The 24816-nt window shown below is 42.2% G+C and carries 21 protein-coding genes and 2 tRNA genes; 13 read left to right on the top strand and 10 right to left on the bottom strand.

The window, feature by feature from the left end; all coding sequences use genetic code 11:
* Nucleotides 1–67: 67 nt before the first annotated feature.
* Both I8J31_RS18115 and I8J31_RS18110 read right to left on the bottom strand, forming a co-directional pair.
* The gene (locus I8J31_RS18115; protein ID WP_199469991.1) at nt 68–1954 is read right to left on the bottom strand and encodes a fatty acyl-AMP ligase; all 1887 of its coding nucleotides are present in this window, start codon (nt 1952–1954) and stop codon (nt 68–70) included.
* A 317-nt stretch (nt 1955–2271) separates the two neighbouring features.
* On the bottom strand, nt 2272–3045 hold the full coding sequence (locus tag I8J31_RS18110; protein ID WP_199469990.1) for a helix-turn-helix domain-containing protein: 774 nt from the start codon (nt 3043–3045) through the stop codon (nt 2272–2274).
* Between the two features lie 249 nt (nt 3046–3294).
* On the opposite strand from I8J31_RS18110, the gene I8J31_RS18105 reads away from it, so the two are divergent.
* From I8J31_RS18105 to argC, 7 genes are all read left to right on the top strand, one after another.
* On the top strand, nt 3295–3699 hold the full coding sequence (locus I8J31_RS18105; RefSeq protein WP_199469989.1) for a hypothetical protein: 405 nt from the start codon (nt 3295–3297) through the stop codon (nt 3697–3699).
* A 195-nt stretch (nt 3700–3894) separates the two neighbouring features.
* Entirely contained in the window at nt 3895–4671 is a 777-nt protein-coding gene (locus I8J31_RS18100) for a glutathione S-transferase family protein (protein WP_199469988.1), read from the top strand.
* Between the two features lie 351 nt (nt 4672–5022).
* Nucleotides 5023–6249: a helix-turn-helix domain-containing protein gene (locus I8J31_RS21145; RefSeq protein WP_199469987.1), complete on the top strand. Its 1227-nt coding sequence runs from the start codon at nt 5023–5025 to the stop codon at nt 6247–6249.
* Between the two features lie 200 nt (nt 6250–6449).
* Entirely contained in the window at nt 6450–7019 is a 570-nt protein-coding gene (locus tag I8J31_RS18090) for an outer membrane protein (protein ID WP_199469986.1), read from the top strand.
* A 179-nt stretch (nt 7020–7198) separates the two neighbouring features.
* A complete protein-coding gene (locus I8J31_RS18085) occupies nt 7199–8380 on the top strand; it encodes an MFS transporter (RefSeq protein ID WP_199469985.1) in 1182 nt (393 codons plus the stop codon).
* Between the two features lie 113 nt (nt 8381–8493).
* Nucleotides 8494–8916 carry a homoprotocatechuate degradation operon regulator HpaR gene (gene hpaR, locus I8J31_RS18080; RefSeq protein ID WP_199469984.1) on the top strand — a complete coding sequence of 141 codons (423 nt, stop codon included), beginning with the start codon at nt 8494–8496 and terminating at the stop codon, nt 8914–8916.
* Nucleotides 8917–9091: 175 nt separating this feature from the next.
* Nucleotides 9092–10027, top strand: coding sequence for an N-acetyl-gamma-glutamyl-phosphate reductase (argC, locus tag I8J31_RS18075; RefSeq protein ID WP_199469983.1), 936 nt, complete (start codon nt 9092–9094; stop codon nt 10025–10027).
* Nucleotides 10028–10259: 232 nt separating this feature from the next.
* Here the strand turns inward: argC and I8J31_RS18070 are convergent, their stop codons facing one another.
* Nucleotides 10260–10475, bottom strand: coding sequence for a hypothetical protein (locus I8J31_RS18070; protein WP_199469982.1), 216 nt, complete (start codon nt 10473–10475; stop codon nt 10260–10262).
* A gap of 10 nt (nt 10476–10485) precedes the next feature.
* On the bottom strand, nt 10486–10773 hold the full coding sequence (locus I8J31_RS18065; RefSeq protein ID WP_199469981.1) for a saccharopine dehydrogenase family protein: 288 nt from the start codon (nt 10771–10773) through the stop codon (nt 10486–10488).
* Between the two features lie 320 nt (nt 10774–11093).
* Here I8J31_RS18065 and I8J31_RS18060 point away from each other — a divergent pair, with 320 nt between their 5' ends.
* The gene (locus tag I8J31_RS18060) at nt 11094–12167 is read left to right on the top strand and encodes a Fe(3+) ABC transporter substrate-binding protein (RefSeq protein ID WP_325101224.1); all 1074 of its coding nucleotides are present in this window, start codon (nt 11094–11096) and stop codon (nt 12165–12167) included.
* Between the two features lie 124 nt (nt 12168–12291).
* Here I8J31_RS18060 and I8J31_RS18055 read toward each other — a convergent pair whose 3' ends face one another.
* From I8J31_RS18055 to I8J31_RS18040, 4 genes are all read right to left on the bottom strand, one after another.
* Nucleotides 12292–13386, bottom strand: a complete 1095-nt coding sequence (locus tag I8J31_RS18055) for an alpha-hydroxy acid oxidase (protein WP_199469980.1) — start codon at nt 13384–13386, stop codon at nt 12292–12294.
* Entirely contained in the window at nt 13387–14070 is a 684-nt protein-coding gene (locus tag I8J31_RS18050) for a Fe2+-dependent dioxygenase (protein WP_199469979.1), read from the bottom strand.
* 77 nt (nt 14071–14147) lie between these two features.
* On the bottom strand, nt 14148–16409 hold the full coding sequence (locus tag I8J31_RS18045; RefSeq protein WP_199469978.1) for a TonB-dependent receptor: 2262 nt from the start codon (nt 16407–16409) through the stop codon (nt 14148–14150).
* A gap of 290 nt (nt 16410–16699) precedes the next feature.
* Nucleotides 16700–17596: a LysR substrate-binding domain-containing protein gene (locus I8J31_RS18040; protein ID WP_199469977.1), complete on the bottom strand. Its 897-nt coding sequence runs from the start codon at nt 17594–17596 to the stop codon at nt 16700–16702.
* A 113-nt stretch (nt 17597–17709) separates the two neighbouring features.
* Between I8J31_RS18040 and I8J31_RS18035 the strand changes: the two genes are divergently transcribed.
* The 5 genes from I8J31_RS18035 (at nt 17710) to I8J31_RS18015 (ending at nt 24089) form a co-directional block, all read left to right on the top strand.
* A complete protein-coding gene (locus I8J31_RS18035) occupies nt 17710–19056 on the top strand; it encodes an aspartate aminotransferase family protein (RefSeq protein ID WP_199469976.1) in 1347 nt (448 codons plus the stop codon).
* Nucleotides 19056–19883, top strand: coding sequence for a beta-keto acid cleavage family enzyme (locus I8J31_RS18030; protein WP_199469975.1), 828 nt, complete (start codon nt 19056–19058; stop codon nt 19881–19883). The genes I8J31_RS18035 and I8J31_RS18030 overlap by 1 nt, the downstream gene beginning before the upstream one ends.
* A gap of 108 nt (nt 19884–19991) precedes the next feature.
* Nucleotides 19992–20954 (top strand): TAXI family TRAP transporter solute-binding subunit, encoded by a 963-nt coding sequence (locus tag I8J31_RS18025; protein ID WP_199469974.1) that lies wholly within the window; start codon nt 19992–19994, stop codon nt 20952–20954.
* Between the two features lie 89 nt (nt 20955–21043).
* Nucleotides 21044–23647, top strand: a complete 2604-nt coding sequence (locus I8J31_RS18020) for a TRAP transporter permease (RefSeq protein ID WP_199469973.1) — start codon at nt 21044–21046, stop codon at nt 23645–23647.
* Nucleotides 23648–23657: 10 nt separating this feature from the next.
* A complete protein-coding gene (locus I8J31_RS18015; protein WP_199469972.1) occupies nt 23658–24089 on the top strand; it encodes a universal stress protein in 432 nt (143 codons plus the stop codon).
* A 104-nt stretch (nt 24090–24193) separates the two neighbouring features.
* Here the strand turns inward: I8J31_RS18015 and I8J31_RS18010 are convergent.
* Together I8J31_RS18010 and I8J31_RS18005 are read right to left on the bottom strand one after the other, a co-directional pair.
* Nucleotides 24194–24279, bottom strand: a tRNA-Met gene (locus tag I8J31_RS18010).
* A gap of 292 nt (nt 24280–24571) precedes the next feature.
* Nucleotides 24572–24648 (bottom strand) — tRNA-Met (locus tag I8J31_RS18005).
* Nucleotides 24649–24816 lie beyond the last annotated feature (168 nt).

Raw genomic sequence — 24816 nt, 5'->3', positions numbered from 1 at the left:
CTAAAGCCATTTAGGTATTTGGGTCTATCAGAACCTTTCAGAGAAGAGAGGAAGACCAGACTTGAACTCAGAGCTTACTCTTTGCTAAGGTTCGATTCACTTTAGATTTAACCCAGCCATAGCCCAAATTTTTAGCCATTGCAGTGAGCCCCCTCTTGAAAGCTGTTTCCAAGCTCGTAAGCAGGTTTTGAACAAAAGAAATTTGATCATTACTTTTTAATATAGGGAAAGTTAGATCAGCAACCGTTTTCAACTCATTATTTAACAGCTCTGCTTTACATTTTTGACGTTGAATTTTTCCACTTGTCGTTTTAGGAATACTGCCCGGTTTTAAGATAAGAGCACGATAAAGACTCAGTCCATGCTCTTGTGAAACAGTATTTCGAATCAATTCTATTACCTTCGAAAAATCGACTTTTTCAGAGTAATAACGCTCTCGCTCTACAGCAACAACCAACTGCTCTTCTCCATCCACTGGCATAGAAAACGCAGCACAATACCCCTTGTGTAAAATCGGGTGACATTGTTCAACTGATAATTCGATGTCTTGTGGATAATGGTCTAACCCACGAACGATAATAAGGTCTTTCATTCGCCCAGTGATATACAAATCACCATTACATTTGAAGCCTAAATCACCTGTTCTGAAATAAGACCTTTGATCATCAGACGATTGAAGCTTAGCTTGAAAAGTTTCACGACTACCTTCTTCGTCGTTCCAATAACCTAACCCTACCCCTGGACCAGTGATCCAAATCTCACCAATCCTCCTCTCTTTTTGCTCTACGTTGCCTTCGGGACTCACAATTTTAATGTCTGTTTGAAGGCAACTTTTGCCATTGGAAACAATTGATCGAGCATTATTCTGACCCGGTTTTGCGTCTTCAACTCTGCCTTTTTTTAGCGCATCCGGATCAACGGTAATACTACGGGGAGATAATACATTAGACTGTGCAGATACCACTAAAGTTGTTTCAGCCATTCCATAAGAGGGGCAATGAGCCTGTGACTTAAAGCCACATTCTTTAAACGCGTGATAAAACAAGTCGATGGTTTTTTCTCTTACTGGCTCCGCACCATTAACAACCGTTTCGATACTAGAAAGGTCAAGCTGCTTTTTCTGTTCGTTCGAAATACTACTAACACTATGGGTAAAAGCAAAATCCGGGGCCGCTGTATGGGTTGCCTTATATTCTGAGATGGCCTCTAGCCATATATAGGGTCTTTTCACAAAAGTCGCTGGCGATATTAATACGCAGCTAAAACCTTTATAAATTGGCTGAAGTATCCCAAACACTTGCCCCAAATCGTGAAAATGTGGCAACCATGAAACTAACTTACTGTCACTAGACGTCCCCCAAAGCATCGATAGCTCTTCTGACTGATAGAGAGTACAAGCATTGTTTAAAATGACACCTTTAGGTAAGGATGTTGAACCAGACGTATACTGTAAATACACTAGGTCCTCTGCATTTCGTTCAACTATTGGCCATGAAGCATCATATTCAAACTCTAAATCGTCTGTGCTTAACCAAGATACCTCTTTTGTTAAAGACTCACTAAGCCCTAAATTTTCTAGCTTTTCCTTATATTGAGCCGTTGTTAACGCTAACGTCGCTCCGCTCTCTTTGGCGATTGTGCTGATGAAGTCTATTTTCCGATTATTTTGAGGAGGATATAAGGGAACCGCTACTAATCCAGCGTATATGCACGCATAAAAAGCAATAACATAATCTAAGCCCTGCGGGTAAAACAATAAAACCCTATCATCAGGTTCACAAGTTTTCTGCAGCTCTTTGGCAAGCCCTGACGCGGCTTGATCCAGCTCTTTGAAACTAAGGGACCTTTTCTCGCTTCCTTCTTCACTTAAAAAAGTAAATACGGTTTTATCAGGTTGCAAAGCCACCTGTTTTTTTAACACTTTCGACCATGTATTAAACCTTTGCGTTTCCATGCTTTATATCTCCTAATATTTTCCAATCGTAGGTATCAAAAATCTGTAACGTATTGTTCACTATATAACGATCAAGATAAGACTCCTTTCCAAGCTTAATGGATATCACCCTATCATTTTTTTTACATTAAAAATCAACACTTTAAAAAACCTACTAAAAACTTTCGACAATAAACCAAAAAAAACAGCGCATTAAAAAATAAAAAATCATAACGTCATTAAGATTAAAGCGATTGAATAAAGCAAAAACAATTCCCTAAAAGGGAATTGTTTTCTGCTCCTAAATGAAATCTAAAATTGAATAAAAAGGAAAATTGTCAGTTAAGATGAAAGCTTTTTAGGTTCTTCAAGAAAGACTCGGTAACCAGATCATTAGGAAGAACAAGTTCTAATTTTAGGCCCTGAAGATCTAATGAGTTAAGTGGTCGAAAGCGAGTAATCATGCTAGTTAATTTAAGATTAACGCCGTTGAATACACAGTCATAACAGATTGCTGGATTAATTGGTGGGTGGTTATGTTTAAAGGAATTTATTTTTTTTTCAACTCCCCGAAATAAAGACAAAAATCGATCATCTTTATTCGTATTTAAATCATCGCGCATCTCATGGAATAGACTTAACAGAACCTTGTCACTGTTGTCATCTCTTTCTATCCATTGTTCATTTAGAAAGCACTTTTCTATTATATTGTCTCCTTTATTTAGGTAATCAAACAATATAGAAGCGGTGCAGTTTAAATCAATAACATCCCAAAACGCATTGTAAACTAGAGCTGGATAAGGGTTATGATGCTCTAACAACTGACGAATCACTTGTTTAAAAGACAAAAAAGAGGCTTCCGTTGTCGTCGGGCTATCCGTTACTGAATATTTAATACCAGCAGCGGTAAATAGCCTAGCCTTTTCCTGATGCGGGATATCAAGGTAATCTGTAAGCCTAGTCACAGTAGACCTAGTGGGTCTAGACCTCCCTGTTTCAAGAAAAGATAAATTTCGAGAAGACATATTTAGCTCAGTCGCAAGTTTCATCTGGCTAACGCCACGATAGGTACGCCAAAATTTCAACTGCTCGCCAAAGCTGTTTATTTCCATCGATTTTACTCCGTTAAAATCAAATAAAGCTATCTATCCTAGATCAATCTGAATCATACAAATATTTATGTGTCTTGACGACTGTTTTTAAAGCCGCATGAATTTGATTTTGAAATAAAAATGATCCTTCGTTATAACGCCAAGAAAAGCAGTGTAAAATACAGACCTAAAGCCTATTTTTTGATGTCAAAAATAGGCAAAACAGTACTCATATTCCATTGCCATTTTTAACTAGGGTATAAGATCACAGTGACTCAACCTCTTTCATGGCTTGCTATTTTGTCCGTCGTAGGCGCTGGGCAAGGCGCTTTTTTCACCCTGTCTTTATTTACAAATAAAAGAGGTAGTACATCAGAACTAGACATCGGTGTACGCAAAATATGGACGTTATCGTCACTCCCTATTTCGCCATATATCGGTGGTGGCATTGCCCTAGTGGAAGGTTCAAAGCAAACCAACTCAACGGGAAGCTATGACACTCAGAAAGACAGCGCCTCTGGCACTTGGGTTGGCGTAGGAGCGTACTGGGACATAACCCGCTTCTTCACTTTAGGAGTCGACATGCGCCTTAGCAATGCAGAAGTAAAAATTGCAGGGGAAGACATGAGTGCTGGCGGTGTGAATGCCGGTATTACCGCGGGGTTGCATTGGTAATAGATAAGCGTAATTGCTAACACTTTCCCTGCTTTAACGGTTTACTTAGAGTAGGGATTTTTATTTCAGGATACTCATCAAATACTTGATCGATTTCACCTATCAGTAGTACCAATAACCCAAATGATACTAAATAATTTTTAAATCTATTTTAAACAGGGTAACGTAAGAAAATACTTAAACATCGAGGATAATATGATTACGCTCTACCACAATGATATGTCTGTTTGTGCTCAAAAGGTCCGTTTAGTACTCGCCCATAAAAAATTAGAATGGGAAGGTATCCATTTGAATTTACGCGCTGGAGAGCAATTCAAGCCTGATTTTTTACAAATAAACCCAAAGGCAGTCATCCCTGTGCTGGTTCATAATAACAATGTGATTACCGAGTCAAATGTCATTTGTTATTACCTTGAAGAGGTATTTAACCAGCAAGCTCTCATGCCTGAAGACCCTATAAAAAGAGCAGAGTTGCGTGTCTGGTTAACCCGTTTAGATGCTGGCTTACATGAGCAAGTTGCGGTTATCAGTTTTTGCCTTGCCTTTCGCAAACAACTGTTAAGTCGATACGCTACAAAAGAAGCCTTGGAAGGCTTTCTCAGTAACATTCCAGACCCTTCCCGTGCAATGGTAATGCGCGATATGCTTGAAAATGGCATTTCATCACCGCGTTTAACGTTAGCTATATTTGCCTACAAAAAATTAATCAAAGATTTGGCCTATGCTCTTGAAAGTAACGACTGGATAATGAGTTCAGGACTTAGTCTCGCTGACTTTGCTTTTTTGCCCTATATAGAGCGTTTAGAACAATTACAGCTACAAGAATTATGGCAAGACTTTCCGCAAATTGATGAATGGCTAACGAGATTAAGATCAACCGACGCCTATAAAATTGGCATGGCTGAATGGCATAATCAAGACTATATCCAGTTAATGTCACAGTCAGCAGAACCACTTCCAGCGATTGATTAAAAACACTGAGGGCACCCATTAGGTGGTGTGCCCTACTTCGTTATCTATCCGGTTCATCTGCCTCGCTTTTACTTAGAATGCTCGCCGCCGCCATGCTACGCCCTGTCGCTTTCCTTTCTGAATAACAGACTGTAAAAACGACTCACTAAAATAGAAAAAAATTGCTTAATACTGAACTTGAAACCTGGGTTATTTATCCTGTTACCCCTTTCGCCAAAGGGCTTAACAAGCACGACCAAAAATAATAGTAAAAAAACGGATATAAAATAGCAGTATAATGCTCATATTTAGCCTGACTCGATACATTTAAGCAGGTATTTAATTCCAATTTTTAAAGGATATAAGATCAGCGTGGCTCAATCTCTCTCATGGTTCTCTGTTTTATTCGTATTAGGCGCTGGACAAGGTGCATTTTTAGTTATTTCTTTGCTGACAAATAAGGTGGGGGATCTTGCAGCAAATCGCTATTTAGCCTGTCTTGCACTCGTCTTTACCATTGCGTTATTTGATTACTTCCTCGACCTGACACAGTTAAATCAACAGTACGTACAGCTCACCGTTTTATTCTGGCCTAAAGAATTCTTCTATGGCGTGTTCATCTATTTTTACACCCGAGAGCTCACTCAACCCAAGCATGTAATACTTCGCGGTAGACAATGGCTACATTTTTTACCTGCTTTTCTTCATGTCGTGGTCACTTGGTCAATATTAGTGACCAGCACCAACTTTCAAAACAGCATGTTTTCAATAACTCCACCACAAGAAAATATTTATTCGCTATCGCTATGGTTGTTTTTCAATAACGTAGAAACTCTTTTGAGCATCGCCCACCTGTTTATTTATCTCGCGCTATCGTTTCGATTACTTCATCAACATAGAGAGAACATTAAGCAAACATTTTCATCGATAGACAAAATAAATTTACATTGGTTGTCTGGATTATTAATTGGAGTGCTGTGTATTTATTTTATTTGGGTAATCAGTGTTTTCTGGCCAGGTTCTGCTTGGGTAAATGAGTGGCTTGATAAATTTATTGGCATCAGCATGGTGATATTGGTTTATGCAATGGCCTACTTTGGTTTACACCAACCACAAATATTTAAAACAACAGAGAAGCCAATTGATAAACAGGCTCATCCTGAAAATTTGACACCTTCTACTCCGGAACAAGAGCCTTCATCTCCATCCGAAAAATACAAAAACTCACCACTTACCAATGAGCTTAGTTTGGCAATAGTCAGTGAAATAAAGCATCATATGGCGACAAAAAAACCCTATTTAGACAGTCAACTGTCTCTCCTACAGCTAGCTGATAGCTTGGGAATATCCATACACAATTTATCTCAAATCATTAACGAACAGCTGCAGCAAAACTTTTTTGATTTCATAAACAGTTACCGAATAGAAGAAGCCAAACGACGTTTGGCTTCAACGGACGACCAAAAATACAATATCTTAACCATCGCGATGGAGGCTGGGTTTAACTCAAGATCCTCTTTTTATAATGCGTTCAAAAAGAATATGACAATGACACCTATGCAATATAGAAAATCTGTTCAACGAAAGATACAAGGCTAAAATAGCACCCCTATAGAATTGAAAACTTTCATTTAAAATCAAAAACTTAAAACTCTTTCTTTATAAAGAAAGACAAAATATTTGTATTATTTTATCGATAAAGACGATAAACATTTAACACTCTGTCAACCTGTGCTCACTCTCTGATTCCTAGTTTCAGGCGAGAGGATTTAACTATTCAATGCACAGTGGAGTTTAAAATGAAAAGAGTCATCGGCACCTTGTTACTAAGCGTATTAGCAACTCCTGTCTTCGCGGCAGGAGGTGATTGGACTGGACACATATCCTTATTCGATGGTGAAAAATCTCTCGATGTTAATGATTGGAAAGGCTCAGCCCATGAACAAGATTCCTGGGGGGTGATTACCGATTTCAAAAGGCAAGACTGGCCAGTAAGTATTGCAATCGATGTCATGGGGTCAGTGGAAGAAAATAACTCTGGAAGTATACGAAAAAAAGATCAAACTGGAGAGTTTGATATAGGGGTACGAAAAATATGGTCATTGCCTTCGCTACTGCTGTCACCTTATATCGGTGGAGGAGTAGCTATTGCCTATGCTGAAAAAGAAAGCAATGAAGGTGGTATTAACACCATACAACGAGATCATGCAAACGGCATTTGGGTTGGCGTAGGCACCTATTGGAATATAACCGACCTGTTTGTTGTCGGCCTAGACATGCGCTACACACAAGCAGAAGTAGAAATAGCTGGTAAAGACGTAGATGCAGGTGGTGTTAACGCTGGCTTTACGCTTGGCCTAAATTGGTAAAAAGCTTCAAATACCCTCCCCCTTTTTTGAACCTACTTTGATTCACTTAAAGTAGGTTTTTTATCTTAAAATTCACAAACCAAATAAAATAAAGCTTTTAGCGACTTTGATCGCTACTTAAAAGCTCCCTTCCTTTGTTATCATGGTCATTAACAAAAATGGTCAATCAAGAGCCAAGTATGCCGAGCCTTCCTCGTTTACCCATTAGCTATTTAATTTTCATCGCCATGAGCAGCCCCATTGCGATCAACTTGCTGCTCCCAGCCCTACCTAGCATCGCCAAGCAGCTCAGTGTCGACATTAGTTTGGTACAGCTCAGTTACTCCCTTTACCTCTGTTCTTTAGCCATTGGGCAGCTACTGGTCGGTGGGATTGTTAATCATTTTGGTTACCGCAAAACCATGTTAATTGGCCTTGTCAGTTTTACCTTGGGCAGCGCCGTTGGCGGCGGGTTTGGTAGTTTAGAAGCCTTGCTTATGGGTCGTATCATGCAGGGTTTAGGCGGTGCTATTACCATGTCGTTGGCCCGTGCTTTGTTAGTGGATGGCGCAGGTAAAGACAAGGCTTCGCAACAAATGGGCTATATTATTATGGCCATTGCTATTTCCCAGAGCATTGCCCCCTTGATTGGTAGTTTGATTAATAGTTCGCTGGGCTGGCAGATCATCTTTGTATTTTCTCTAATGCAAGGTGCTATTTTGCTGCTGCTGACGTTGAAATTCATTCCCCAGCAAACACAGCCTAAACAACGCCCATCCTTCCAAGAAAATCTAACACTCTATGGACAGTTGCTAAAAAATAGGGACTTTCGTACCTATGCCATTGCCAATACCCTAGTCGCCATTTGCTTTTATGTGTTTGTCAGTTCCTCTCCTTATATTGCTGACACCTTTGCTGGTGGTATCCATGCCTACGGCTATTGGTTTATTTCTATTTCTATGGCATTTATGGTGGGTGGTTACCTAAGTACTCTGATCAATAAACGCTTAGCACTTGATAAAACCATTCTAATTGGTAATGTCATCAGTATTTCAGGCGCCCTATTGTTATTGCTCGGGCAACTTTTGCTAGACAGCAGCTACGCGACTCTTTTCTTGCCCATGTGCTTAGTGACTTTTGGCCGTGGTATTAGCCAACCTAGCAATCAAACCTCCGCCATTGCCAGCATCGCTAGCCAATCGAGTATGGCAGCGGGCTTAATGGGCTTTTTACAACTTTTATCTGGCGCTATTTTTTCTCAATTAACCCCGTTGATCGTTTCTACTTTCCCCTTGTTGGTATACGTACTTATTTTCACCTGTATGAGTTTGGCAATGTGGGTACACCTAGGCCATTGGCGTAATACGGGTAAAGCAATCTAACAATGCAAGTTAGCTAGCCTTTTGCTATATTGGATTGTTAACATATTAAGTACTTTATCAATCAAAGCAAAACATGTACTTATTACCCTAGACCCAGTTGCTATTAAGACCTTATGAAAAAATTAGAAGACTCTCTGACGTTACAATTATTAAGATCACGGGAATCGGCAATGCAATTCTTTCGCCCGATTCTCCAAGAAACAGGTTTTACAGAACAACAATGGCGAGTTATTCGGGTATTAAATGACAACAAAGAGATGGACGCTAAACAACTGGCAGAGCGTTGCTGTATTTTAAGTCCTAGCCTCACTCGAATCATCAGCCGCTTTGAAGCCGATGGTCTGATTATTCGTAATCGTTCAGAACACGATCAACGTATTACCTTGCTGTCATTAAGCGACAAAGCCTCGAAGATTTTTCAAGAAGTTAGTCCAAAAATCGATCAAGCTTATGCCAGTTTGATCGGAAAATTAGGTGAAGAAAAAATGCAACAACTCAATCGTTTGCTCACCGAAATCACCCGCCTCACACCTTAAATTGCTCAAGCACGGCCAACTGCGGATAAAATGCATTAATTTGCACGAATCCCCCCAAGCATTGCCTGAAAAATACACGTATAATTCGTACACATAACCTTTGAATTCAACGATTAAGCAGCGAGAGAATGGCCCTCCTGCTTAATTTTTATTTAAGCTAGGCAGGAACTAGGACGTGAAAAAAGTATTTATTGATGGTGAATCCGGCACAACAGGGCTTCAAGTAAGAGAACGCCTTATCAACCACCCAAATATTGAAATCATCAGTATTGATCCGGCTAAAAAACGAGACGAAGCTGAAAAACGTCGCTTGATGAAAGAAGCCGATGTAACGGTACTTTGCTTGCCAGATGATGCCGCCAAAGAAAGCGTAAAGCTCGCAAAAGAAGAAGGGTGCCGTATTCTGGATGCCAGTTCAGTTCACCGTGTAGCGGAAGGTTGGTCTTACGGTTTAGCCGAATTAGATGTGACTCAACGTGATAAAATCGCTAACGCTCAGTTTGTGTCTAACCCAGGCTGTTACCCTACGGGGGTGATTCTTCTGCTAAAACCTTTGATTGAAGCAGGTTTATTACCAGCAAATGGCGATTACGCAATCAATGCAATCTCTGGTTACAGCGGTGGTGGTAATGCTCTAATCGACCGTTATGAAAAAGAACCAAATGCCCCTATTTTCGGTGTTTACGGGTTAAACTTCGCCCACAAACATTTACCTGAACTTGAAAAATGGTCAGGCATGGCAAAAAAACCTATTTTCATCCCGAGCGTGGGTAACTTCCGCCAAGGCATGTTGACCTTTGTCCCAGTAGAATTAGGTGAAGGCGTTAGCGCGCAACAACTTCATGCAAAATTGGCTGAAGTGTACGGAAAAGAAGCCTTTATTTCGGTTAATGACTACAACGTCATTGCGGACGATGCGGCACCATTCCTAACACCACACGATATCGATAACAGCAACCGAGTGGAATTATCTGTGTTCGGTTCTGCTGATGGGCAATCTTGCCTGCTGGCGGCTAAATTCGACAACCTAGGTAAAGGGGCTTCTGGTGCAGCAGTGCAAAACCTAAACATCATGTTAGGATTTGATGAGAAGCTTGCTGTCGAGCTCTAACCTTATACTATTTATTCGAACGCCCTATTTTTTAGCTCCCATAAGCCAAACAAAAAATAGGGCTTTTTTACGCATAAAAAAGCCCGTCAAAAAGACGGGCTAAGCTCCAAAAAAAACCTAGCATTAACCATTTAGTACAACTTAACTCTAAACAGCTAATACCACCGCCGAGTTGGCCACGTTGTTGCCACGCCCATGACACCAATCAATAGAGCGATGTACGCCGCGAGATTCACGAGGAGGCATAACGGGCGTCATAGTCGCCGCCATAGCCATACAAATCAAGCGTATCGATTCCGGGCGTTTCAAGACACATTTGCGCTGCAATCTCACTGACTGCGTACATGTAAGACATAGAAGGGACTAAAGCAAGATTAGTCTCTTTAAAAGCAGCACCATAGCGCTCTTCAATCTCAAACATATAGGGCTGTTTACCTGTTGTGTCCATGTAATGACACTTAGGCCTCAATCACAATGGAGGCTTTACGAATAAAAGGCCCTACCGTATTACATACCACACGACGACCACTGAAAAGCTCCGCCAAGGCTTCAACCGTATGCTCCACTTCAACAATTTCATACTGAGCATCGATAATCCCCGGAACCGTCGCTATGGCCTCTTCTAGCTTGGCGCGATTTCGCCCTGCGGCAATAAAAGAAATGCCGTATTCCCGTAGAAATTCAGCGATCAGGCGACCTGTGTAACCACTGGCCCCATAAATCACAACTGGATGTTTTTTATTCATATTATTTCTCCTGTGTAATTTTGTTCTTATGAAGCTAGTGTGTAACCCACAGCCAAAACTAACAATCACGGGAATCCGTGATTCTTCAAAATGGCCTATCAAACAGATATTTTCTGATATGAATGATGTTTAAAGCAGGTATTGCTAAAACAGTATTCATTTGTGGCGAGGAACAATGAAAACTTAAGGGTCAATCTTTCAGATTGATTTTATTGGTAAAACACGATTCAAATAAAAACCATTTTCATCTACAATAGCATTCATTTAGGCGTCTATAATCAGATCGCTCACTCGCTTTCGTAACTAAATGGTGTTTATAAATGAAATCAATGCTCAACAAAACGCGTGGATTATCAAAAGCCTTCCAACTGCCCTGCACACTGGCCGTCATAGGTGCCTCGATATTATCTCTGAGTTCAACAGTGGCTAATGCCAGCGGAGAGTTAAATGTCTATTCCGCTCGTAAAGAAGCCTTAATAGCACCGGCTCTAGATGCTTATTCAAAAAAATACCGCGTCAATGTGAACTTAATTACCGGCAATGCAGACTCTCTATTAAATCGTCTAAAAGCGGAAGGCGATGCTAGCCCAGCGGACATATTTATCACTGTCGATGCGGGACGACTTCACCGCGCTAAAGAAGCGGGGGTATTACGTGCTTTTGAAACCGATACGTTAGACGAAGCGATACCTGCTAACCTAAGAGACTCAGAGGGTTATTGGTACGGTATGTCACAGCGGGCGCGTATCATTTTTTACAACCCTAAAAAAGTCGCCAAGTCCGAATTTTCTACCTACGAAGACCTCGCCAATCCAAAATGGAAAGGCCGTCTTTGTACTCGCTCCTCTTCCAATATTTATAACCAATCCTTAGTGGCTTCGATGATTGCCGCCGATGGCAAAGAAAAAACCTTGGAATGGATAAAAGGCTTTATCAATAATCTATCTCGCCCTCCTTTCGGTGGTGATACAGACCAGTTAAGAGCCGTCGCTGCCGGCGTCTGTGATGTCACCCTTGCCAACACCTATTACTATGGTCGACTGGGTCAAAGTGAGGACGCTAAAGATCGCGAAATCTACAATAAAGTCGCACTATTTTGGCCAAACCAAGGAGAGAATGAACGTGGCGCCCACGTCAATGTGAGTGGAATCGGCATCACAGCATCGGCTTCTAATGTTCGTAACGCCAGACGCTTAGTAAACTTCTTAAGCAATGAAGAAAGCCAAACCTGGTATGCTCAAGTCAATAATGAGTTTCCAGTGGTTGAAGGCATCGCCCCCCCTGAAAGCTTACAAGCTTTTGGCACGTTCAAAGCCGACGCCCTATCATTGAATGTCTTGGGTGAGAACAATCGTTTGGCCATAGAATTGATGGACATAGGTGGATGGAAATAATCGCCGAAGTAACCCGTTTGAACACAGGTATTTTTCTCCTTGATAAAACCTTTGTCTGAACAAAAAAATATCCGCCTCCACAGAGGCGGGTATTTTTATTTCTAGCTTTACCTAAAGCCCTACATTAACGACTTTTAAATAATGCCGCTGGTGTCATATCTTCAATGCGAGCCGTCCCCGCCAATGCCATCGATACTTCTAATTCTTCTCGCAGAATTCGTAACATATGGGCAACACCTGCCGCCCCAGCTACGGCCAAGGCATAAATTTGTGGTCGGCCAATTAATACCGCATCAGCACCCAGCGCAATCGCTTTGAACACATCGGTACCACGTTGGATACCGCCATCCATCAATAAAGTAAAGTTATCCCCTACCGCTTGACGAATGCTCGGCAAGACTTCAATCGCACTCGGCACACAATCTAATGTTCGACCACCATGATTGGAGATCACCACACCTTGCGCCCCTATTGCTTTCGCCTTAAGGGCATCAGCAGGATGTAAAATCCCCTTTATCACCACAGGCAAGTCAGTTTGCTGTATAAGCCAAGCGATATCTTCCCAATTGGGCGCTTCACTCATCATGCCTTGAAAAACAATACTTTGATCTGGGGTAAAAGCATTGGACGGTAAGGGGGGGCGATTCGCCAGATTTACGGCCTCAATGCCATCTGGCAGGGCAAAATTCGCCCTTTGTGCTCGGTTACGAATGCCATGAATGGCGGAATCAACCGTGACCACTAGCGCCGTATAACCGGCGTTTTCCGCACGACGAACCAATTCCAAGTTAAAATCACGATCCAACTGCCAATACAACTGAAACCATTTAGGGCTGGTTAACTGCTCACTAATCTCTTCAATGGAATGACTTGCCAAGGTACTCACCATCATGCCGACTTCTAATGCACTTGCCGCTTGCGCCGTGGCGATCTCGCCTTCTTCATGGGCCATGGTTTGAAAGGCAACTGGTGCCAACATGATAGGCGAACGCCAAGACTCACCCAGCACAGTGGTTGCTGTGCTACCTTGAGTCACATCATTCAATACCCTAGGCCAAAGTTGAATAGCGTCTAATGCAGAACGGTTTTTCTTAAGCGTCAGTTCATCACCACCACCGCCATAAATGTACTCATAAATAGAATGAGGCAATACCTGTTTGGCAAGACGTTGGTAATCTGCAACACACAGAGCGTCATTAGGAATAACAGAAGCAGTCATTTAGGTATCTACATGTAGTCGAATAAGACGGTGATATAAGGTTGTTAAGGTCACCACTTGAGGGTGATCTAAGCCCTGCTCAGTGCCTAACGCTTGAATAGTTTGATCAAGGTCGAATAAAATTTCACGTTGTTCGTGGTCTCGCACCATGCTCTCAATCCATAGAAAACTGGCCAGTCGCTGACCTTTGGTAACCGGTAAAACCTGATGCAAACTGGTCGACGGATACAACACCATATCCCCAGCCTGTAATTTTACTTGGTGCTCTCCGTATGTATCTTTAATACACAACTCACCACCTTCGTATTCACTTGGATCATTCAAAAAAATCGTCGCCGATAAATCGGTTCTCAGTCTAACTGGTGTGCCGGGAATAATACGAATGGCATTATCAACGTGCCAGCCATAATGACCGCCATTTTGATAACAATTAAACATGGGAGGAGAGATTTTCAGAGGTAAGGCCGCCGCGACAAACTTAGCGGTTTCCGACAACACCTGCAAAATATGGTCGCCTAGCTGCTGAGTTAGCTTACTCTCTGGATCAAGCTGTTGGTTCTGCTTTACCTGCAACGCCTGACCACCAGCACTTAGCGCGCCTTCTTGCCATTCCATATCACTCAAATGTTGTCGGTACTGCTTAAGCTCATGCTCAGACAAAACATTTGATACAGTGATTAACATATTTTTCCTCAATAAAAACAGACAAACGCAATCAGGATCACTCCTGATTGCGTTTTAGTTAGTGCTCAATATAAGTATTAAAACTTATATTTTGCCGTCACGCTAGCTGAACGACCTTCACCTAGGTAAACAAAGTTACCCCTACGATAAATCGCTGTGTAATATTCTTTGTCGGCTAGATTCTGTATATTAGCTTGGATATCAAGTTTCTTATTCACTTGGTAAGTCGCGAATGCATCATACACAGTATATGAAGGTGCTCTTACTTTATGATCAGAATCTGTTCCTTCATCAGGTTGACCACCAATAATTTCACTTGAGTAAGTAGCCACAGCCCCAAACGCAAATTTAGGTGTAAATTGATATTTTATTTGAGCATTAAAACTTTGATCTGCAAAGTTGGCTTTAGGTTTCCCAACATTCTCGGCTTCAAAAGACTTGAGTGTTTTAGACTTCATCAAAGCCAGACCTGCTTGTCCGCTTAGTTTATCAGTAAGATTACCCGACAACCCAAATTCAACACCTTGCACTCGGTTTTTGCCTGAATTAAGAGAACCTGCTGATGAATATGAATCTGCACCGCCTTCAATCACTTTATCTTTTGTGATTTGAAATGCGGCTGCGGTAAGAAGCAACTTATGATCCATCAAATTCCATTTTGTCCCTAATTCTATATTGGTTGTCTGCTCAGGTTCAGCCTTGTCATAATTCGTCCTATTAGCATCACCACAGATACCACCATAACCACAACCAGAAAGAGAGTCAGCCTCACCACCATTTATGTTAGATGACGTAGACCAAGTCGCATAAACATTACCATGTTCCCATGGCGAGAAAACAGCACCAAAATGACCATTCCATAGTCCATCATTAAACTTAACATTTTGAAGCGTTCGATCATTATTCTCATCTCGTAATATTGCATCAGCATCATAGTCAAAATGATCGTAACGTATTCCACCATGAACCTCCCAGTCATCTGATAAGGTTACAGTATCCATGAAATACACTGACAAAGTTTTAAGCTTAAGCTTATTTTTAGCTTCATTATTTCGCGTAACAGTACCTTGCCATACATTATTATCTGCATTCAGTGGATCGACTGTGATTGGCAAACCCGTCACAAAATAAGCACCCGTTGCATTTCGACCATCTTGAGTGCGTGTTTTTTCATTGGCGTATTCAACACCTGTCACGATGGTATTTCGCTTACCGAATAAATTAGTATCCCAAATAAAGTTAGTTTGGTTACCTACATATTCATTTTCTTGCCAGCCATTAAATGCCGTAAATGACGAGGCTCCCTGCACAGCAGAGATAATATAATCATTCTTAGTTTCACCGTAGCGAAGTTTGTTTTCTACTCGCAAATTATCAGCAAGATATGCATTAATTTTAATGGTCGCTATATCTGCTTCACTCTTATCAAAATCCAGACCTTTTTGCCCAACATATTGAGACTTCCTTACTACACCTGTGCTATTAGACATTGAATAACCAACATCTTGCTTATCATCCGCTCGGAAGTAGTAATAATCTGCATTGATGGTCACATCCGCATTCGGCTCGTAAACACCAGATAACAAGAAACCTTCATGTTGAACCGCATCTTCTACACGGTCAGGAATATCCGCTTCTGAATAAAGTGCGTTAAAACGCACGGCCACTTCATCATTAATGGCTTTGTTAGTATCTAATGTATAGCGTTGCTTGTTGTCTGTACCAAGAGTACCGCTGACAATAGAGAAATCTTCATCATAAGACGGTTTTTTGGTCACTGAGTTAACCGCACCGCCCGTGGTACCACGACCACCAAAAGTAGAGCTTGGGCCTTTAGAAATTTCTACTTGCTCAAGAGCAAAGGTTTCACGAGAAATCAAACCCGGCTCACGCAAACCGTCAGTATAGACATCACTGCGTGCTTCATAACCACGGATAATGTAACGGTCACCAAACGAGTTACCACCTTCACCTGTGCCCAATGTAATGCCAGGTTGAGCGCTCAGAATGCTCTCTAAATCTGTTTTACCAGACTCTTCAATCGAATCTTTCGTTAAAACCGTCATGGTTTTTGGCGTCTCTGCAATATCACGAGTGTATTTTGCATCAGACATCTTCTTCGCTTTATACGGCGCACCCACTTCTGAATAAGGGTTTGCATCACTTGCCAATTCAGATCCATCTATTACCAACGTGTCTAATTTTGTCTCTTCCGCAGCATTAACCTGCCCTGCCAATGCAGCCGAAACCGCCAAGGCAATTCCTGTTAACATCATAGGGTGACGACGGCTAAGACTGTCTTTAACTTCTAACGAGCTCGTATTAAAACCTTGTTGCACTTGTTTATCTCCTCGATAATAAATAGACCAATAACGCAGATACGAATAATAGCGGCTATTATTATCATATGAGAATTAATGTCAATTGGGATTTCCATATTCTTGACATAAGTGTGTAACATTAAGTAAATAAGAAAAAACGAGTCATAATAACGAGTTAAGGCGATCAAATAGTGTACAAAATATTTAAAACGCCCCAAATGAGAGCATAGTTACAAAAAAACAATGACGAGTAAGGTAGTTAAATACAGGTGCTCCCCCTCCTTCTAACATTCAATTTCAGTTTGGTTTCACGCTTCTAAATTGTCGTCAAACCATTCATACAGCTGTTTAATAAGCGTATTTTGTTGTCGGTAGGATGGTGTTAAAAAGTAATAGCCATAACCACTTTCATACTTGAAGCCTAATGGATTGATAAGCTCGCTATCGTCCAGTAAATCGGCGACTAAAAACTCGGGAATCAAAGCTATCCCCTGCTTCTGCTTTACCGCTTCTAGCGACATAAAAAAGTGCTCAAAGGCATGATGCGACTTTAAAACACGCTCTCTTTTTTCACTCGATAACACACTGCTAAGACATTGTTGCCACAATTGCGGACGCGTTGTTGGGTGAATTAAATAATGCTTAAAAAAATCATTTGGCTCATTGATTGGCGTATATACCAACAGATCTTTATGGATAACAGGAAGCAGAGTTTCCTTCTTGAGCAAGGTGGCATTCTGATGACTCAATGACATCGGCAAACACCGAATCGCTACATCTGCACTGGCCTGATGAAACTGATAGGCCCCGTCTCCAGAAACAATATTAAGCCTGAGCGAAGGGAAGGTTTGATTTAACAAATTTAAACGCGGGATCATCCATAAACTGGATAAAGAAGGCGAAATATTTAAGGTCAAATGTTGTGTCTCTGCGGAAAACTGCTGAAGACCCACTGTACTACTATGGATCTGCTCCAATGCCTCCATAATGGTCGGCAAATAAAACTTACCCGCATCAGTGAGCTGCAACCCAGTGGGTGTTCTATCAAACAAGGCCAGCTGCAAATATTCTTCAAGCGTTTTGATTTGTTTACTTACCGCCCCTTGAGTCACACACAACTCAATCGCCGTCTGAGAGAAACTCAATTTTCGAGCCGCGACTTCAAATACTTTTAATGCGTTAAGCGGTGGAAGTTTTGTCGACACAGATTACCCCATTACTTTTTCTCATAGGGGCTGAAAATATATCGTTTGTTGCCTCCTGTAAAGACACTTTATGGTGACAACATCCCCCTGATAACTATCAACATGCGGTCAAGATGCATCATATTTTCCAACGTCATTGCCATTCAGAACTCCCAATTGCCGTTAAAGGTGAAGGAGTCTATATCTACGATCAAACAGGTAAGAGCTATCTCGATGCCAGTGGCGGTGCGGCGGTCTCTTGCTTAGGTCACAGCCATCCAGTCGTACGTGCTGCTCTGCACCAACAAATTGACCAACTGGCCTATGCCCACACCGGTTTCTTCAATACAGAAAAAGCCATAGAGTTATCTGAAAAGCTAACCCATGCTGCGCCGGGTGATCTTAATCATGTGTATTTTTTAACGGGGGGATCTGAAGCCGTAGAATCTGCTCTAAAATTAGCTCGACAATACTTTGTAGAAAAAGGTGAGTTACAACGCTCGCAATTTATTTCACGCAAGCAAAGCTATCACGGCAATACACTAGGTGCTCTCGCGGTAGGTGGTAACGAGCTTCGCCGCAAACCATTTGCGCCACTGTTAATGCCAACCGAACACATATCTGCTTGCTTTGCTTATCACGGTAAAGACGCATCCGAAAGTGCTTTTGACTATGGTCAACGTATGGCTAATGAGCTAGAAACGCGTTTATTAGAGGTTGGGCCAGAAACCGTTATTGCTTTCATTGCTGAACCGGTTGTGGGCGCCACAGCGGGTGCAGTTACTGCGGAAGAAGGCTACTTCAAACGCATTAGAGAAATTTGTGACCAATACGGCATATTACTGATCCTTGATGAAGTCATGTGTGGAATGGGCCGAACAGGAACGCTTTTCGCCCATGAACAAGAAGACATTCAAGCAGACATAGTCACCATTGCCAAGGGCTTAGGCGCAGGCTATCAGCCAATTGGCGCTATGATTGCCTCCAGCGAAATCCATAATACTATTTCTCAAGGTTCTGGTTTTTTCCAACATGGTCATACTTATATGGGCCACGCCACTGCTATAGCAGGTGCCTTAGCTGTCATCAATGCATTTGAACAAGAAGCGCTTTTACCTCGAGTTCAACAAGCAGGAGAAATATTACAAAACCGTTTAAGCGAATGCTTTAAAAACCATCCGTTTGTGGGCGATGTCCGTGGTCGAGGTCTATTTCGAGCTTTGGAGATTGTCGCTGATCGCGATAGCAAAAAGCCCTTTTCAGCCTGTTCTAAATTAGACAGTCAAATCAAGGCAAAGGCCATGGAGCTAGGGTTAATATGTTATCCCATGTCCGGCACAATAGATGGTAAAAACGGCCACCATGTTTTATTAGCGCCTCCTTTTATTATTAGTGATGCGCAAATTGATGAACTCACCGAGAAACTCTTTCATAGCGTCGACACCATTACACAAACCTTATTTAAAGAAGGAAGGTATTAATGGTACAAAAACAACGCTTGGTTATCGTAGCCCCCAATGGTGCCCGCAAAACCAAAGCAGACCACCCTAATTTACCCATCACACCAGAAGAAATGGCCGAAGAAGTCGCTGCCTGTGTGGCTGCTGGTGCAGGAATGGTTCACCTCCATGCACGTACCTTAGACGGACAACATTCACTCGACATTGATGACAACGCAGCGATTCTGAAAGCCGTAAAAGAGAGGCTTGGCAACAGGGTCATAGTACAACTTACCACTGAAGCCGTAGGGTTATATAAACCAGAACAACAAATGGCCTTAATTAAAGCACTCGTACCAGAAGCCGCCTCTTTTGCCCTAGCTGAACTCATTCCAGAGCCAAGCTTTGAACAGCAAGCCAGCGATTTTTTCCATTGGGTAGCAGAGCAAAACATTATTGCTCAATACATTATTTACTCACCTGAACAACTTGCTTATTACTTGGATCTAAAAGCTCGTGGATTATTGCCAGAGAACAAGCATCATCTGTTGTTGGTATTAGGTCGTTACCATGAAAAACAAGAATCAGACCCTAAAGATCTCATTCCTTTTTTACCCTTAATTAAGCAACTAACGGTTCGCTGGGCAGTGTGTGCTTTTGGACGAAAAGAACAAGACTGCCTGCTACAAGCCGCTGAACTAGGCGGTGATGTCCGCATAGGTTTTGAAAACAATATTTATACCCAGTCTGGGGTGGTAGCCACTAGTAACGCAGACCAGGTGCTTTCTTTAGTCAAAGAACTGGCGCAAAAATTAAAAACAGAGACGATGGATGCCGACACATTTCGTCACTTTTTTAAAATGGGCTAAGGCCCAGTTAATAGCAATAGTCACAATATTGAACTATATAATAACGGCAAGGCCGCATTATCAGCCTACCCACAAACTTTTGATACTAATAACAAAGGAATCGCTCTAATGAAGAATATCAAATCCATAATTCTCGGTGCTAGTTTGGCTGCATTAGCTTCTACATCCGTACAAGCTCAAGAATTTATAACCATAGGCACAGGCGGTGTAACCGGTGTGTATTATCCGACGGGGGGCTCTATTTGCCGTTTGGTTAATGCGTCTCGTAAAGAGCACGGTATTCGCTGTAGTGTTGAAAGTACAGGCGGCTCTATCTACAACATCAACACCATTCGTGAAGGTGAATTAGACATGGGGGTTGCCCAGTCTGATTGGCAATATCACGCTTATAACGGTACCAGTAAATTTGCTGATAGAGGCGCATTTAAAGACCTTCGTGCTGTTTTCTCCATTCATCCAGAACCCTTTACCGTGGTTGCCCGTGCCGATTCAGGCATTAAGTCTTTCGATGATTTAAAAGGCAAACGTGTCAACGTAGGTAATGCGGGTTCTGGCCAACGCGGTACGATTGAAGTGTTGATGAAGCAATACGGCTGGACCATGAATGACTTTGCTCTGGCCTCTGAGCTAAAAGCCTCTGAGCAGTCTAAAGCACTTTGTGATAATAAAATCGATGCCATGGTCTATGTCGTTGGCCATCCAAGTGGTTCAATCAAAGAAGCCACAACCTCCTGTGACAGTGTCATTGTTGAAGTATCAGGTAAGGAAGTGAATGCATTGGTTAACGATAATTCTTTCTATCGTACAGCAATGATTCCTGGTGGCATGTACACAGGCTCACCAAATGATGTTAAAACTTTCGGTGTGGGCGCAACATTCGTCAGCTCAGCGAAAGTGTCTGATGACCTTATCTACAATGTGGTTAAAGCCGTGTTTGAAAATTTTGATACCTTCAAAAAATTACACCCCGCTTTCGCTCACTTGAAAAAAGAAGAAATGGTCAAAGATGGCCTAAGTGCTCCACTACATCCTGGTGCAGTTAAGTACTATAAAGAAGCGGGCTTAATGTAAGTAAGCAGAATTGCTTCATGAACTTATATTGAGATAGCAGGGGCTTAATGGCCCCTGTATTTTTCCGTATTCGCCATAGGACTTTCTCTATGAACTCAAAACATGTATCCGACTCAGATCATGAGCCTACCGCCAGTGTTGCTGATGAGTTTTTAAGCTCAGAAACTGGTAGCCGACAATTTAATGGCAAAATGGCAACCATAGTAACTACCGTGCTGATTGCTTGGGCCGCATTTCAACTTTGGTATGCCTCTCCTCTACCCTTTTTATTCAATTTTGCCGCCTTCAATGAAGACCAAGCGAAGTACATACATTTAGCCTTTGCGACCTTTTTAGCGTTTTTCCTATTCCCCGCCACCAATAAATCCAGCAAAAGTTCGGCTTCTGCTTTGGACATTTTTTTGGCGCTAGCAGCCTCGGCTACCTGCCTCTATTTACTCGTTTTTCGCAATGAACTTGCCACCCGCATGGGCGCACCGACAACACTTGATGTCAGTGTTGCCGTTGTGGGTGTTTTGGCATTACTCGAAGCCACTCGTCGAGCCCTTGGTCCACCACTGGTTGTGGTCGCTATGGTATTTCTGACCTTTACCTTTGCCGGTCAATATATGCCTGAGGTGATCTCCCATAAGGGTGCTAGCTTGAATAAGGTAGCCTCACACCAATGGATCACCACAGAAGGCGTATTTGGTGTCGCGATAGGGGTATCAACGGCTTTTGTCTTCTTATTTGTCTTACTGGGCTCCCTGCTAGATAAAGCCGGTGCAGGTAATTATCTAATTAAAGTGTCTTTTTCATTATTAGGACACATGCGTGGCGGACCAGCAAAAGCCGCCGTTGTCGCATCAGGTTTGAGCGGTATCATTTCCGGTTCGTCTATTGCTAACGTGGTCACCACAGGGACCTTTACGATTCCCTTGATGAAGCGTGTGGGCTTCCCTGGTACGAAAGCAGGCGCGATTGAAGTAGCAGCATCAACAAATGGCCAACTAACACCGCCAATCATGGGTGCGGCAGCATTTTTAATGGTGGAATACGTAGGCATTCCTTACATTGAAGTCATCAAACACGCTATTTTGCCCTCTATTATTTCCTATATCGCTTTGGTTTATATCGTTCATTTAGAAGCCTTGAAATTGAATATGAAAGGCATCGAACGCCTAGAGAAACCAACGTTTGCACAACGTATGCTGTCGTGGATGAGCACCTCCGTCATTATGTTGGTGCTCGGTTTACTGGTGTATTACGGCTCCATGCTATTAGAAGCAACCATGGGTAACATAGCCCCTGTCGCTATGCTAGCCGTGATGATTGCCGCCTACTTTGCCTTGGTTAAGCTCTCTGCCATCTATCCAGACCTTGCCAGTGATGAAGCCAGTATTTCTCTGGAAGAGCTACCAGAAACACGCCCTACGGTATTTTCTGGCTTGTACTTTGCTCTACCTATCGTTGTCCTATTATGGGCATTAGCGGTTAAGCAATATTCACCACAACAATCGGCATTTTACTCAGTGGTTTTCTTAATTGCTGTGGTACTGACCCATAGACCGATTAAAGCTTGGTTTAGAAACGAGCAAAATTGGTCGGCACAGTTCAAAGTCTGCTGGCATGAATTTATCGATGGCATGATTACCAGCTCGCGTAACATGGTCGGTATCGGTATTGCCACAGCGGCTGCGGGTATTATCGTGGGTACTGTGACACTGACCGGCCTTGGTCAAATGATGACGGAGTTTGTGGAATTTATTTCCGGCGGTAATCTGATCCTAATTCTAATCTTCACCGCTATCATTTGTATCGTACTGGGTATGGGACTACCGACAACAGCGAATTACATCGTTGTTTCTACGCTAATGGCACCAGTTATCGTGTCCCTTGGTGCTGAAAATGGACTGGTAGTACCGCTTATTGCCGTGCATCTATTCGTATTTTATTTTGGTATTCTCGCCGATGACACCCCCCCCGTGGGGTTAGCCGCCTTTGCGGCGGCGGCCATCAGTGGTGATGACCCAATAAAAACCGGCATCCAAGGCTTTATTTACGATATTCGAACGGCTATTTTGCCCTTTATGTTTATCTACAATACACAGCTGCTATTGATAGGTATCAGTTCTATCTTCGACCTCATCCTAACCATTGCGAGCGCCATTGTGGCGATTCTGGTGTTCTCTGCAGGCACCCAAGGTTATTGGTTAGTAAAGAGTAAACTGTGGGAATCCTTGGTCTTAGTGCTCATCGCATTTTCTTTATTCCGACCCGGTTTTTGGTGGGATATGGTTTATGAGCCCAAAACACAATTACCTGCCAGTGCTTTGATCGAGCAAGTAGAAGCACTTGATAATGGTGGCTTTATTCAACTGCAAGTTGAAGGCATGACACTGGAAGGGGATGAAGTCAATAAAACCATTCCATTACAGCTTACTCAAGCTACCGGTAATGGCATGCAAAGATTGCAGTCTTTAGGCCTTAATATGAGTTTAACCGATGGTATTTGGACAGTGGATTATGTGGACTTTGGCAGTGCCGCAGAAAAAGCCGGTATCGACTTTGGTTGGCAAATTAAAGGCATTCAAGCCGAGTCTGATCGCCCGCCAAAAGAGCTCGTGTTTATTCCTGCTATCTTAATATTGCTCTTGATTCGTAAGCTACAGCAACGTCGCTTAGCAAACCCACTACTCAGCGCCAGCGTATAAGGGGGTTACTATGTACAATACTGTCTTAGTACCTATTGATTTAGCTGAAAAAGGCTACACAGATAAGGTGATAGAAAACGCACTGCATCTTTTGAAACCGGATGGAAATTTAATTCTGCTAACAGCGGTAGCGGGTTATCAAATGCCGATAGTCGGTTCGCATTTCAAACCGGGTACCTTTGATAAAGCCGTCAAGCAAGTACACAAAAAACTGATTGATTTTGTTAGCGATGAATTACCGATTGACGCAGAGACTTGTACGATAAAAGTGATAGAAGGTAAACCTGCCGAGACCATCTTATCCGTAGCAAAAGATAGCAAGGTTGATGTCATTGTCATGGCCAGCCACAAACAATCTCGTGTTGGTCATATGATGGTCGGCTCCATTGCCAATAAAGTGTTAGGACTCGCTAATATCCCAGTAATGGTGATAAAAGGCTAAACCTGTCACTGACTGCTTCAACAAAACCGTACTTCTAATGAAGTGCGGTTTTTTTATACCTGCCATAAGACAAATGGACTTAGAAAAGGCTTCAAAATGATTGATTGCGGGAGCACTTTTCTTAATAGAAAGCGAACCTACGACCTTCGGCTTATGAGCCCGACGAGCTACCAGACTACTCCATCCCGCAGCAACTAAGTATTATAGAAATCCTGCACTTGAGTACGATAATGTTTGTAAATAGAGATAGAGAGTTACAATGTTTTTTTGATGATTAGAAACTAAAGAAGGCAATAATTGAAGTAGCTACGATATAAAAAGAAATGGTTGCGGGAGCACTTTTCTTAATAAAAAGTAAACCTACGATCTTTGGGGAAATTAGAATAAAGATAAGCAATTGAAATGGTTGCGGGAGCACTTTTCTTAATAGAGAGCGAACCTACGATCTTCGGAAAAACTAGAATAAAGAAAAGTAATTGAAATGGTTGCGGGAGCAGGATTCGAACCTACGACCTTCGGGTTATGAGCCCGACGAGCTACCAGACTGCTCCATCCCGCGACAACTAAGTATTCTGGAAATACTTTAGAGATAACACTGATCTAACTTATGACGATATTTACTCGGTTGCTGGAGCACTTTTCCAAATTTAAAAGCGAACCTACGACCTTTGAACTTTACTCGGTTGCGGGAGCACTTTTCTAAATTTAAAAGCGAACCTACGACCTT

This window comes from Marinomonas transparens, assembly GCF_016463975.1.
In the GTDB taxonomy this organism is placed as follows: domain Bacteria; phylum Pseudomonadota; class Gammaproteobacteria; order Pseudomonadales; family Marinomonadaceae; genus Marinomonas; species Marinomonas transparens.
This window is presented reverse-complemented; position numbering and strand designations above follow the sequence as displayed.